8 protein-coding genes, 1 tRNA gene and 1 pseudogene are annotated in these 13,430 nt (G+C 72.9%); all 10 read left to right on the top strand.

Going from position 1 to position 13,430, the window contains the following annotated elements:
• Window positions 1-134: 134 nt before the first annotated feature.
• The 10 genes and pseudogenes from tmk to NQO67_RS29180 all read left to right on the top strand — a co-directional run bounded on the left by tmk (window position 135) and on the right by NQO67_RS29180 (window position 13,412).
• Window positions 135-3,353, top strand: a complete 3,219-nt coding sequence (gene tmk, locus NQO67_RS29225; RefSeq protein ID WP_255953299.1) for a dTMP kinase — start codon at window positions 135-137, stop codon at window positions 3,351-3,353.
• 217 nt (window positions 3,354-3,570) lie between these two features.
• A complete protein-coding gene (locus tag NQO67_RS29220; RefSeq protein WP_255953298.1) occupies window positions 3,571-4,776 on the top strand; it encodes a DNA polymerase III subunit delta' in 1,206 nt (401 codons plus the stop codon).
• A 281-nt stretch (window positions 4,777-5,057) separates the two neighbouring features.
• Window positions 5,058-6,863: an alpha/beta hydrolase gene (locus NQO67_RS29215; RefSeq protein WP_255953297.1), complete on the top strand. Its 1,806-nt coding sequence runs from the start codon at window positions 5,058-5,060 to the stop codon at window positions 6,861-6,863.
• 117 nt (window positions 6,864-6,980) lie between these two features.
• Window positions 6,981-7,054 (top strand) — tRNA-Thr (locus NQO67_RS29210).
• Between the two features lie 203 nt (window positions 7,055-7,257).
• A pseudogene (locus NQO67_RS29205) lies at window positions 7,258-7,561 on the top strand (iron-sulfur cluster-binding protein); the annotation flags it as partial.
• Between the two features lie 776 nt (window positions 7,562-8,337).
• Complete coding sequence (locus NQO67_RS29200; protein WP_255953296.1) at window positions 8,338-9,189, top strand: ParB/RepB/Spo0J family partition protein; 852 nt, start codon at window positions 8,338-8,340, stop codon at window positions 9,187-9,189.
• 58 nt (window positions 9,190-9,247) lie between these two features.
• Window positions 9,248-10,855 carry a pyridoxal phosphate-dependent aminotransferase gene (locus tag NQO67_RS29195; RefSeq protein ID WP_255953295.1) on the top strand — a complete coding sequence of 536 codons (1,608 nt, stop codon included), beginning with the start codon at window positions 9,248-9,250 and terminating at the stop codon, window positions 10,853-10,855.
• On the top strand, window positions 10,852-11,361 hold the full coding sequence (locus NQO67_RS29190) for an N-acetyltransferase (RefSeq protein WP_255953294.1): 510 nt from the start codon (window positions 10,852-10,854) through the stop codon (window positions 11,359-11,361). The genes NQO67_RS29195 and NQO67_RS29190 overlap by 4 nt, the downstream gene beginning before the upstream one ends.
• 204 nt (window positions 11,362-11,565) lie before the next feature.
• The gene (locus NQO67_RS29185) at window positions 11,566-11,832 is read left to right on the top strand and encodes a phosphopantetheine-binding protein (protein ID WP_255953293.1); all 267 of its coding nucleotides are present in this window, start codon (window positions 11,566-11,568) and stop codon (window positions 11,830-11,832) included.
• A complete protein-coding gene (locus tag NQO67_RS29180; protein ID WP_255953292.1) occupies window positions 11,829-13,412 on the top strand; it encodes a class I adenylate-forming enzyme family protein in 1,584 nt (527 codons plus the stop codon). The genes NQO67_RS29185 and NQO67_RS29180 overlap by 4 nt, the downstream gene beginning before the upstream one ends.
• Window positions 13,413-13,430: the final 18 nt, after the last annotated feature.

The following is a 13,430-nucleotide window of genomic DNA, read 5'->3' as shown; positions in this document are numbered from 1 at the left end:
TCTTCCGCGGTCCGGGGCCGGCCCGGGCCTCCTACCTGGGCATGAGGCGAACCGGCGATCGACTGCCGGACCGGAACCGGCGCCTAAGGGCGGCCAGCCGTCGCCCTGTCAGTCGCTCCCGATAGGCTGGACGGATGACGCGAGCCGAGCAGCCCACGGCCGACGCCACGGCCCCAGACGACCACCTGGTCGCAGATTCACGTGAGCGTGCCCTTCGTGCGCTGCTGCGCCAACCCCAGCTGAAGAGGCTGTGGAGCGCCCACATCATCGCCGGGACCGGCGACATCCTTGCCCTGCTCGTGCTGGTCGTCCTGGTCCTCCAGGCCGCCGTCGCGGACGGCTCCTTCGGAGGGGACTACCGCGGTGCCGCGTTCGCCGTCGCCGCGGTCTTCGCCGCCCGCATCCTGGCGACGCTCCTGTTCGGTGCCGTGCTCCTCGGCCCGTTGAGCGCGCTCACCGCCCCCGGCGGACCACTCGACCGGCGCTGGACCCTGTTCGGTGCGGACGGGCTGCGCGCCGTCCTGCTGATCATCGCGCCGCTGTGGATCGACTGGGTCCCCCAGGACGCGCCCGCCCTGCTGCTCGTCACCGCCTTCGTCACCGGAGTCGCCGAGCGCTTCTGGACGGTGTGCCGGGAGAGCGTCGCGCCCAGCCTGTTGCCGGCACCGCCCCTGGAAGGCGCCGCCGTCCGGCCGCTACCCGACCACATGGACGCGCTGCGCCGCCTGTCGCTGCGCACCGGCTTCCTGACGCTGCCGACGGCCGGCGCCGCCCTCGTCGCCGTCACCCTCATCAGCAACCTCCTGGCCACCGGAGTCGTCTGGTTCGACGGCCACCAGGCCGCCCTCGCCTCGTACGTGGCAGCCGGGCTGTTCGCCGCCTCGCTCTCCGTGCTGGCCTCGCTCGAGCTGCCCGCGGTCGACACCCCGCGCCCCAAGTCCCCCATCGAGGGCCTGCGCCGCCCCAGGACGGCCGCAGGAGTCGACCGGGGCCGCACCGGTGCCGTTCCGCTGCTGGTCTTCGCCTGCGCGGCGGTGGCCGCTGCGATCTCGGCCGCCGTCGCCGTCGCCGTGCTGCACGCCATCGATCTCGACGGCGGCCCGGTGACGTTCGGCCTGCTGGCCCTCGCCCTGACCGGCGGCACAGCGCTCGGCATCCGCACCGCCCCGTCCGTGCTGCCGTTCCTGTCCCGGCGCCGGCTGATGGCGCTGGCCACCGCCCTCACCGGTATCGCCCTGCTCGCCGCAGGACTGGTCCCCGACGTGGCGACCGTCCTCGGCATCGTCACCGTCGCCGGGTTCACCGCCGGCATCGCAGCCAACACCGGCCACACCCTGCTCAACCAGGAGACCGAGCCCGCCCGGCAGGCCCGTACGACCGCGCATCTGCACGCCGTGGTGCGCGTCTTCGTCGCCGTCGCCGCGGTGGCCGCCCCCGTGCTGGCCGGCGCGATCGGGCGGCACCGGGTGGAGAGCGGCAAGTTCGTCTTCGCGCACGGCGGTGCCGCGTACACCCTGATGCTGGTCGGTGCGCTCCTGCTGCCGGTGGCGGCGCTGCTGCTCGCCAAGGTCGACGACCGCTCCGGTGTCTCCCTGCGGCACGACCTGCGTGACGCGGTACGCGGCGCCGACCCGGTGGAGGCACAGGCGGCCACCGGTTTCTTCATCGTCGTGGAAGGCGGCGACGGCGCCGGCAAGACGACCCAGGCGGAAGTGCTCGCCGAATGGGTGCGCGCCAAGGGGCACGAGGTGGTGCTCACCCGTGAGCCGGGCGCCACCCCCATGGGCAAGCGGCTGCGCTCCATCCTGCTCGACGTCCAGTCGGCGGGCATCTCGCACCGCGCCGAGGCCCTGCTGTACGCGGCCGACCGCGCCGAACACGTCGACACGGTCGTGCGCCCCGCCCTGGAGCGCGGCGCCGTCGTCATCTCCGACCGGTACATCGACTCCTCCGTCGCCTACCAGGGCGCCGGCCGCGATCTCTCCCCGACCGAGGTCGCCCGGATCTCGCGCTGGGCCACCGGCGGCCTCGTGCCGCATCTGACGGTGCTGCTCGACGTCGCGCCGGAGGCCGCGCGCGAGCGGTTCACGGAGGCGCCGGACCGCCTGGAGTCGGAGCCGGCCGAGTTCCACGCGCGCGTGCGCAGCGGTTTCCTCACCCTGGCGGCCGCCGACCCCGGCCGGTACCTCGTGGTCGACGCCAGCCAGGAGTCGGACGCCGTCACCATGGTGATCCGCCGCCGCCTCGACGCCATGCTGCCGCTCTCCGACGCCGAGAAGAAGGCCCAGGAAGAGGCCCGCAAGGCGGCCGAGGAGGAGGCCAGGCGACGCGCCGAGGAAGAGGCCGCGCGCCGCGCCGAAGAGGAGCGCGTGGAGCGCGAGCGGCAGGCCGCGCTCGCCGCCGAGGAGGCCCGCCGCCAGCAGGAGCTGGCCGAGGCGCGGGACCGTGAGGCCGAGCGCCAGGCGGAGGAGGCCAAAAAGCGCGCCGAAGACGCCCGCCGCCGCGCCGAAGAGGAACGCGCCAGGATGCTCGCCGCCGAGCAGGAGCGCGCCGCGGAAGAGGCGCGCCGCCGCCAACAGGCCGAGGACGAGGCCCGGGTACGCGCCGCCGAGGAAGCCCGCCGGCAGGAGGAGCAGCGCCGGGCGGAAGAGGCCCTGCTGCGCGCCGAGCACGAGCGCGCGGAGCGTGAGCGCGCCGAGCACGAGAGCGGCGGGCCCGCCGCAGGCGGATCGACCGAGGCCGGGTCCGGTGAGCAGGGCCCGGGCGGAGGCTCGGGGTCGGGTTCCGCCGGGTCCCCGGGTGAGGGTTCGTCCGGGGCGGGCGGTTCGGAGGGCTCCGCATCGGCCGACCCGTGGCGCGGCGGTGGCCCGGGTGCGGGTGGCGCCGCCCGCGCGTCCGGCGGGCGGCCGTACGAGTCGCCGGACGTCGTCGAGACGGTGCCCACGCCGGTGGTGCGCCCCTCGGAGTTCGGCCCCGACGACACGGCCGTGCTGCCGAAGATCGACGACTCGGGTGCCCCGGACGAGACGGCGGTGCTGCCGCCGGTGCGTGACGACCACCCCGGAGACGTGCCCCCGGCACCGCCGGGTGGCCCCGCGGACCGCGTGCCGCCCGGCTACTTCCGCGACGACCACGCGGCGCCGCCGCCGGGTCAGTCCGGAAGCATCGGGCCCACGGACGAGACCCGTCCGATCCCCCAGGTGGACGCCGACGCCGCGCGCCGGCGCCCCCGCCCCGACTGGGCGGAGGAGACCCCCCTGGACGACCTGCCGACCCTCGCCGACGAACTCCTCGGCCCGCATGACGACGAGGACGGGCGGGGCGGTTCGGGAGGCCACGGTCGCGGTCGCTGACGGTGTCGTGCACAGGCGCGGAGCCTTGGCCCCGCGCCTGTGGCCGTTTCCGCGTGCGCCCCGGCGCACCCCATGACGGTGCCGGGTCGTCATCCGGTGCCGCCCCGCTGTCAGTGCCGTGCCGCACAATGAACTGCGCAGGACGACTCGGCATGAGACGAGCAGAACGCCATGCGCAGGACGACACGACCCGGAACGACACGACGGCGGTGACCCCATGACCGTATGGGACGACCTGGTGGGCCAGGAGCAGGTGAGTGCCCAACTCGACGCCGCGGCCCGTGATGCCGACGCCGCCGTCACCGCCGTCGCCCAGGACACCCCGCTGCCAGAGGCGTCCAGGATGACGCACGCATGGCTGTTCACCGGCCCGCCCGGCTCCGGCCGCGACACCGCCGCGCGGGCCTTCGCCGCCGCGCTCCAGTGCGTCAGCCCCGACCGGGCGCTCGGCGGAGCCCCCGGCTGCGGCTTCTGCGACGGCTGCCACACGACCCTGGCCGGCACCCACGCGGACGTCGAGATCGTCCGTACGGACCTGCTCTCCATCGGCGTCAAGGAAACCCGCGACCTGGTACGCCGCGCACAGCTGTCGCCCGCCGGCGGCCGCTGGCAGGTCATCGTCCTGGAGGACGCCGACCGCCTCACCGAGGGCGCGGGGAACGTCCTGCTCAAAGCCATCGAAGAACCCGCGCCCCGCACGGTCTGGCTGCTCTGCGCGCCCTCCCTGGAGGACGTGCTCCCCACCATCCGCTCCCGCTGCCGCCACCTGACCCTGCGCACCCCGGCCGTGGCCGCCGTCGCCGACATGCTGGTACGGCGGGACGGCATCGAGCCACCGGCGGCCGAGGCGGCGGCCCGCGCCGCCCAGGGCCACATCGAACGGGCCCGCCGGCTCGCCACCGACGAGCGCGCCCGCGCCCGGCGCGCCACCGTCCTGAAGCTCCCGCTCCGCGTCGACGACGTGGGCGGCTGCCTCAAGGCCGCCCAGGAGCTGATCGACGCGGCGTCCGAGGACGCCAAGCAGGTCGCCGAGGAGGTCGACACCAGGGAGACCGAGGAGCTGCGGACCGCCCTGGGTGCGGCCCAGGGCGGCCGGATGCCGCGCGGCACGGCGGGCGTGATGAAGGACCTGGAGGACCGCCAGAAGCGCCGCAGGACCCGCACCCAGCGCGACAGCCTCGACCTGGCCCTGATCGACCTCACCGCGTTCTACCGCGACGTCCTCGCCCTCCAGCTCGGCTCCCGTCTCGCCCTGTCCACCGCGGACGTCGCGGACACGGTGGAACGCCTGGCGCGCGCCTCGTCGCCCGAGGCCACACTCCGCCGCATAGACGCGATCGCCGCCTGCCGCGCGGCCCTGGACCGCAATGTGGCGCCGCTGCTCGCGGTGGAGGCCATGACCCTGGCGCTGCGGTCCGGCTGACCCCGACCTCGTACGGGACCCCTTCGAACACTCAACGCGAGACTCCTTCGAACGCTGAACGCGAGACCTCTTCGAACACTGAACGCGACCAATCAACTCCACAGAGTTAAAATCTGCTGGTGAACACCTGCCGCCGCACCGGCCGTCCCAGCCCCGCCCAGCCCCCGCGGCGCGCCGCGCACTCCGCGGAGCCCCCTTCGGAGTCCGCGGAGTCCGCAGAGTCCGCCACCCCCGGTAGTCCAGGGGCTTCTTCCCCGTGGCCCTGGCGTCCCCGGCGCACCGTGCGGACCGCCGCCGTCCTGCTGGCCGTCGCGAGCCTGCTCGCCGCCGGCTGCTCCGCGGAGAACTCCATGGCCGAGAACGGCGCCGTGGTCGCACTGCCGGCGGCCACACCCAAGGCGCTGTCCGGCTACTACCACCAGAAGCTCAGCTGGCACCCGTGCGCGGCACCCGGCTTCGAGTGCGCCACCATGAAGGCGCCGCTGGACTACGACAAGCCGGGTTCGGGCGACGTCGGGCTCGCGGTCGCCCGCAAGAAGGCCACCGGTCCCGGCAAGCGGATCGGGTCGTTGCTGGTCAACCCGGGTGGTCCGGGCGGCTCGGCGATCGGCTACCTCCAGGCCTACGCGGCGGTCGGCTATCCGGCCCAGGTACGCGCCCGTTACGACATGGTCGCCGTCGACCCCCGCGGCGTGGACCACAGCGAGCCCGTGACCTGCCTCGACGGCCGGCAGATGGACGCGTACACCCAGACCGACACCACTCCGGACGACCAGCGTGAGCGGGATCGACTCGTGGCGGCCTACAAGACGTTCGCAGCCGCCTGCGCGCAACACTCCGCCAAGATCCTCGGGCATGTCTCGACGGTCGAGGCGGCCCGCGACATGGACGTCCTGCGCGCCGCACTGGGCGACCGCAAGCTGACCTACGTCGGCGCGTCGTACGGCACCTTCCTCGGCGCGACCTACGCGGGCCTGTACCCGCAGCGCGTGGGCCGTCTCGTACTCGACGGAGCGATGGACCCGAGCCTGTCGGCCCGCCGTATGAACCTGGGCCAGACGGCCGGCTTCGAGACGGCCTTCCGCGCCTTCGCCCAGGACTGCGCGAAACGCTCGGACTGCCCCCTCACCGCCGCGGCCGACCACCCCGACACGGGCGGCGACACCAGCACCAGCATCAGCACGGACGACCGCACGGCACCCGGCAGGAGCGCGGAGGAGGTCGGCAAGCGCCTGAAGGCGTTCTTCCGGCAGTTGGACCGCGCGCCCATCCCGGTCCGCTCCGACGACCCGAAGCACCCGGACGGCACCGGAAGCCACGGGAACGCCGCGCCCACCCGGACGGGGCCTGTGCGGACGGGGCCTGTGCGGATGGGACCTGGCCTGATCGGGCCTGGCCTGATGGGGCCTGCACGGACGGGACCTGGCCGTATGACGCCCACCCGCGCCACGGACGCCGCGCCGCAGCCCGAGCCCGCCGCACGCGGCGCCGCGCCGAGGCGGCTCGGCGAGTCGCTGGCCACCACGGGCGTGATCGCCGCGATGTACGACGAGGCCGCCTGGCCCGAGCTGCGCCAGGCCCTCACCATGGCGATCAGCCACCAGGACGGCTCCGGCCTGCTGGCCCTGTCGGACAGCTACTACGAGCGGGAGGGCGACGGCCGCTACGCCAACCTGATGTCCGCCAACGCCGCCGTGAACTGCCTCGACCTGCCCCCCGCCTTCACCACCCCCCAGCAGGTCACCCAGGCCCTGCCCGCTTTCGAGAAGGCCTCTCCCGTCTTCGGCGACGGCCTGGCCTGGGCCTCCCTGAGCTGCGCGTACTGGCGGGTACACGCCACCGGCCACCCGCACCGCATCGAGGCCAAGGGCGCGGCCCCCATCGTGGTCGTCGGCACCGTACGCGACCCCGCCACCCCCTACACCTGGGCCCGCGCCCTCGCCGCCCAACTCGACTCCGGCCGACTCCTCACCTACGACGGCGACGGCCACACGGCCTACGGCCGCGGCAGCAGTTGCATCGACTCCACCATCAACCACTACCTCCTGACCGGCACCCCGCCCTCGAACGGAAAGCGCTGCTCATAGCCGCCCACCCCACCGTCCCCGGGCGCCCGCCCCGGCGCCCCCGCCCCCGTACGGAGCACCCTCGGAAACTGTGTAGACTTGGCGACGCTTCCGATCGCACCACGGTGCGACAAGCAAGCCGCCTTAGCTCAGATGGCCAGAGCAACGCACTCGTAATGCGTAGGTCTCGGGTTCGAATCCCGAAGGCGGCTCCGGTGAAGCCCAGGTCAGACTCTATCTGACCTGGGCTTTCTGCTTTTCGGGTGATCTTGCGGGGTTCTCGCTGACCTTCGGATGTGACGGTTGGAGGCCAGCGGAGCGCCAGGGGAGCGCATTCGGACAGCGGGTGTGCGGCGAGCCTGATCCGGGGGAGTGGAGCGGCAGTCCGGCGGGGTCTGGCGGTGCTCGGGTGCACGTGACCGTCGACCGGCCCGACGAGGCGTGGACCGGCGACGTCGGCGTCGTCACCACGCTGCTGGAGCGGGTGACGTTCGATTCGCCCACCGGAGCGGCGTTCGTCTGCGGCCCTGAGGTGATGATGCGGGCCACCGCCCGTGAACTGGTCCATCGCGGTCTTAGACCGGACCGGACCGGACCGGACCAGGGTGTCCCTGGAGCGCACGATGCGCTGCGGTACGGGGCACTGCGGCCACTGCCGGCTCGGGCCGCTGCTGCTGTGCCGCGACGGGCCGGTCGTCGACTGGTCCCGCGCCCCGCCGGGGCCCGCCAACGGCGCCGCGCTCGGGGAGACGGGACCGCCCTCGCACGTCCTGGCCTGCACGGCGGTATCGGCCCTGGACAGAGGCCACTTGCCGGCGGCCAAAGAGGGGATCGAAACATGTGCCGCCCGGGATGAGTCCCCGGCTCTCCTGCGGACACTGACCCGGACATCAGCGAGGAGTTCGAGGGGGATCTGCCATGAAGCGCGCGACGCCCGGGTGCGTCAGGTGTCGGCGCGTGTCATGTGTCGTGGTGCCTCGCCGCGGACAACAAGGGTTATCGCCCGCTGTCCTGGTGGTCCTTGACGCTTCGTCGTCCGCGTGCGGCCCGACGGATGTCGTCGTGCCGGTCACGGTGGGACCGGACCGGAGCGGCACCTCGGACCGGCCGGGCCCAGGGCCCTGTCCCCAGCGGGCCGAGGCCGGGACAGCGGTCGTGGGGACGCCGTCACGGTCGACGGCCATGCGCGCTTCCGGCGCGGTCCCGCCACATCACACCGCACTGTGCCGGTCCGGTCCGGTCGGCTCCCCTCCTCCTCGAGTGCGGCGGGGTCGTCATGCGGAGGTCCGGGCCGGTGTCGGTGACGGATCACGAAAGGGGATGGTTCGTGAAGGAATTACTGGGTTCCGCCGCCCCGGGTGCGGCAGCCGGGCACGGGGATTGTGCTGTCGACGCGTCCGAGCCCGTGCAGACGGAAGTGGATCACGCGCCGGTGGTACGCGCGCGCTTGGAGTCGCTGCGGGAGGGGGACTCCCCGCGGGCGGCGGGGGTGAGCATGGAACACGTGTGGGTGCTGGCGGAGCAGGAGGGTGAGTTGCCTCCGATCACGGTGCATCGGCCGACGATGCGGGTGATCGACGGGGCTCATCGGGTGCTGGCGGCGAAACTGCGCGGAGAATCCGACATCGCGGTGCGGTTCTTCGAGGGGGACGCCGGTGCGGCCTTCGTGCTCGCGGTGCGGCGCAACGTCACGCACGGGCTGCCGTTGACCCTGGCGGAGCGCACGGCGGCGGCGGCGCGGATCGTCCGGACGCACCCGGAGTGGTCGGACCGGACGATCGCGTCGGTGGCGGCCATATCGGCGAAGCTGGTGGCGTCCGTGCGGCGACACGCCGGGGCGACCGAAGTGGTGGCACGGGTGGGCAGGGACGGACGGATGCGGCCCGCGGACGTGACGCCGGGGCGCCGCCGCGCCGGGGAGCTGATGCGGGCGAATCCGGGAATGCCGTTGCGGGAGGTGTGCACGCTGGCGGGCATCTCCCTGGGCACGGCCAGCGACGTGCGCCAGCGGATCAACCGGGGTGAGGACCCCGTGCCACCGTCCCGCCGCTCCGGTGCGGACATGGTGCCCCGACCACCGGTGCCGACCACGCCGGAGCGATGTCCCGAGCCGACGATGATCCTGGAGCAGCTGCGTCGTGATCCGTCGCTGCGGCTGAACGAGATCGGCCGACTGCTGCTGCGCCTGCTCAACACGAACGCCATCGCCCCCGACCAGTGGGAGACCTTCGCCGACACCGTGCCCTCGTACCGCAGGGACATGGTGGCGCAACTCGCCGGGCAGTGTGCCTTTCGGTGGCAGGAGTTCGCCACGTTGCTCCAGCAGCGGCAGCAGGACGAACCGTGACCGCACATCTCGCTCACCTGCGAAAGCCCGTGCCTCGCCGCCAGACCTGGAGCCTCCTGTGATCACTCCCACGCCTACCGCCCCGTCCACGACCGTGCCCGGTCCTCCGGCGCTGTTCTCGGCGCTGCCCGTGTCGTTTCCGTCCCGCGCCCCGGCACGGGTCCCGCCCACGGTGCGGGGGGCGGTCTCCGGCGGTCTGACCGGTCTCGACCCCCAACCCGACGAGCGGTGGCTGGAGGTGTACCGGAGGGCGGCCGACCCCGGCGATCCACGGCAGCTGCGCGATCTGTTCCTTGGTCGGGTCGAGGCTGAGGTCGGCACGCCGGGGCACCGTAGCGAGGCGGCGGAGCTCTGGCGCGCCTCGACTCCCCTGCGGGACGTCACCGTGGAGGAGGTGCTCTGCTCGCGGGCCACCTCGACGTTGGTGAAGGCGCTCTTCAACTTCTACTTCCGCGAAGACCTTTACGGTGACCTGCGTCCGAGCGCGGACATCATCCTCTCCGGAGGGTCGGTGGACGAGGAGCAGTGGGGACTGCCGTGCGTGCTCAAGGACTGTTTGTCCTACGCCCTGACGCGCGACTGGTACGGCTATTCCGACTCCTGCGGTCGCACCAGCGCCCGCGAGGCTGTCGCGCGCTACGAGAGCGCGCGGATGCCCCACGGTGTCGCCTACGGACCGCGGAACGTGGCCCTGACCATGGGCGCGACGTACGCCATCAGCGGCTTGGCCGACTTCGTGCTGCGCGGAGCCACGGCACCCGCCGTCTGCGCGATGCCCAACTACCCGCCGCTGGTCGAGTCCGTCGCCCGGCGCGGCGCGATCCGTCTGGTGCCCCTGCCCTCGGTGGACGGGCTCGCGTCCGCACAACCGCTGATCGACGCCCTGCGCCCGGACACGCCCCTGGTACTGCTCCAGACGGCGGCCAACCCGACCGGGGCTCTGTTGCCCGAGTCCGAGATCACGCGTCTGATCGAGGCGGCGGCGCCCTCCACCGTCATTCTGCTCGACGAGTGCCATGAATGGCTCGGCGACACCTACCCGTGTTCCGCGGCGCGGGCGGCCCGCAATGTGGTGCGGGTCAGCAGCCTGTCGAAGAACTGGTCCGCGCCCGGCCTCAAGGTCGGCTGGCTGCTTGCGGACGACGCCTTCGTCGACGAGTACTACGAATACGTCTCCACCACCCTGGGCGGTCCTCCCTCGGTCTTCTACACGCTGGTCGAGGTACTCGCCCGCATGGAACGCTGGTCGTACTGCGGACTGGAGGAAGTCGGCCCCGCTCAGCTCGCGGAGTTCGAGTCCCACTACGGCATCGCGATCGACGACCTCCAAGCCGCCTACCAGGGCTACCGCGCCGAGCGCTGCACCCGCGAACGCGCACTGCTGGAGCAGCGTGACGCCTTCACGGCGGGCCTGGCGCTGCCCGGTGTTTCCGCGCTGCCCGCCCGCACCTCGATCAACCTCGCCGCCCGCATCGAGGGCTTCGCCGACTCCTACACCTGTTTCCGGACCCTGCTCCGTGAGACGGGTGTGTCCGTCTTCCCCGGTGTCCTCACCTTCTGTCTCGCCGGCCCCGTCGTGCGCTTCACCACCGCCCGGCCGTGGAACCAGCTCGCCACGGCGCTGGATCGGCTCGCAGGGCGCGACCGGCGGAAGGCCACATCGTGACGGCACACTGGACGACGGCCACTGACCCCGATGAGGTCCACGATCTGCTCCTCGCGTCCGATCGGTACGTCGCCGACCGGTACGGACTGCCCGTGCCGCGGCGCAACGCGCACAGCACGCGGCACCTCGTCGACGAGGGTCTGGTGCACATGTTGCGGGTCGACGGCGCTGCGGCGGCCGTCTTCACGCTCACCGCGACGCCGGCCTTCGATGTCGACCTCGCGATCTTCCCGCCCGCTGTGCGCCCCGCGTACCTGCGGCGATTGGCCGTACGGCCCGAACGGTTCGCCGACGGCGAACTGTACGGGCCCGCGTGTGTCCGCAGGGCCATGGAAGTGGCGGCCGCGCAGGGCGCGGACGCCCTGCGCGCCGAGACCAACCCCGACCTGGTCGGAGTCGTCCGCCTCCTGGAGGCCTTCGGGTTCGAGCGGTACGGTCCGGTGCGTACCGAGGGGTGGATGCGGCAAATCTATCTCGCCTGCGACCTCGGCCGGTTCGCCCGGTGACGGTTCGTCCGGAGGGCGGCGGCACCGGGGGGAAGCCTGATTCCCCGTGCACACGACGCACGTCGGAACACCGACCCCTGAGGACACGCACCTCCACGAAGGTCCGCCGCCCCGACATCTCACGAAGACCAGCCGGCCGCATGCACCGCCACGAAGGTCCGCCGGCAGCATCCACCCCCTCACGAAGAGCAGGAGCCGATCGCCGTGGACGCACTGACCGCCGCCGTCGACCGTCTGGTCGTCGACCTCGCCGGCCCCCATCACCTGCCGGAGCCGGGGACCGACGCGACGGACCGGCCGCTCGCCGACCGGGGGGTCGACTCGATGGGGGTGGTGGCACTGATCGCCGCCTTGGAGAAGGAGTTCGGGATCCTCTTCCCGGCCGAGGCGATGAACCGGCAGACCTTCGCCACCGTGGCGAGTGTCGTGGCGGTCGTCCGCGGCCTGCTCGGCCCCGCGGGTGAAGAATGAGCGCGGACGCGGCAGCGGTCCACCGCTATCGGGGCATCCACTACGAGCGGGACCTGGGGCGGTACCCGACGATGCCGGCCGCCCTGGCCGACCATGCGCGGATCCGCCCCGACGCCCCTTACTTGACCGCCGTGTCCGCCGACGGGGCGGAGTCGACGCTGCGCTACGGCGAACTCGACGCGGCGAGTGCGGCCTGTGCCCACTGGTTGCGCACCGAACTCGAGGTGCGCCCCGGCGACGTCGTCGCCCTGGTGCCGCTCAACGAGCCGTGCTCCGTCGTCGCGCTGTTCGGTGTGCTGAGGGCGGGCGCGTCCTGCCAGATGCTCGGGCCCGCCGACCCTGCCGAGCGGATGCGCGACCAGATGCGGTCGCAGGGGGCAGGTGTCCTGCTGCGTTCTCCCGGCGTCGTCGACTGCCCGCTGGGCGAGGCCGTCACCGTTCCGGACTTCACGCGGACGGCTGCCGACCCGGCCTGCACCGGGCCGCGGGTGCCCCTCGACCCCGCGTCTGCGGCGGTGTTGTTCGCGACCTCGGGTTCCACCGCGGCCTCGAAGATCGTCGTGCAGTCCCACCGGAACGTGGCCGTCAACGCGGAGGCGTTCTGCCGTCACCACCGGCTGGGCCCAGGGGAGCGGGTGCTCGGCTTCCTGCCGATCCACCACGCCAACGGTGTCAACACCACGCTCTTCGCACCGCTCAACGCGGGCGCGCACGTCGTTCTCGCCGCGCATTTCGCCGCCTTCGACTACCCCGACCTGCTGCGTCGGCACCGGCCGCGGATTGCCAGCGCGGTGCCGAGCGCGCTGGAGGCGCTGCTGGAGACCTGGCGCGAGCCGGAACTGCCCTCGGGTTTCGACTACTTCCTCACGGCGGCGGCGCCGCTCGGGGTGTCCACCGCACGCCGTGTCGTCGACCGGTTCGGCGTCCGGATCGTGCAGGGCTACGGGCTGACGGAGACGACGAACTTCTCCACCACCCTTCCCACCGACCTGTCCGCGGACGAGTACCGCGGCGTCATGCTGGAAACGGACACGCCGTCGGTCGGCAGTGCAGTGTTCGGCACCGAGGTCGCCGTCTTCGAGGAGGACGGCACGCCGTGCCGGGCGGGCGGCACCGGGGAGATACGGATGCGTGGCCACAGTGTGATGACGGGCTACGGCGCCGACCTCGAGGCCACCGCCGAGGCGTTCCGCGGGGGCTGGTTCCACTCGGGTGATGTGGGACACCTGCTCGATCGCGGTGGGGTGGGCGATCCGCTGCTGGTCATCACCGGTCGAATCAAGAACATCGCCAAGGTACGGGGCGAGGCCGTCTCCCTGGACGAGTTGGAACGTGCCCTGTGCGGGCTGGAGTACGTCCGTGACGCCGCGTGCGTGTCCGTGCCGCACCGATTCGACGGTGAACGGATCACGGCGGTCGTGGTGACCGCGTCCGACCGCACCGGCGAGATCCTGACCCATCTGCGGACGGGGTTCCCGCTCACGGCCCTGCCGCACCGCATCGTGCGGGTGGCGGCGGTGCCGCGCACCGCGACCGGCAAGATCCTCCGGCCGCACCTGCGGGACCAGCTCGGACTCTGACGTCCCGTGGTGTGCCGG

Source organism: Streptomyces odontomachi (assembly GCF_024435355.1).
In the GTDB taxonomy this organism is placed as follows: Bacteria; Actinomycetota; Actinomycetes; order Streptomycetales; family Streptomycetaceae; genus Streptomyces; species Streptomyces odontomachi.
This window is presented reverse-complemented; position numbering and strand designations above follow the sequence as displayed.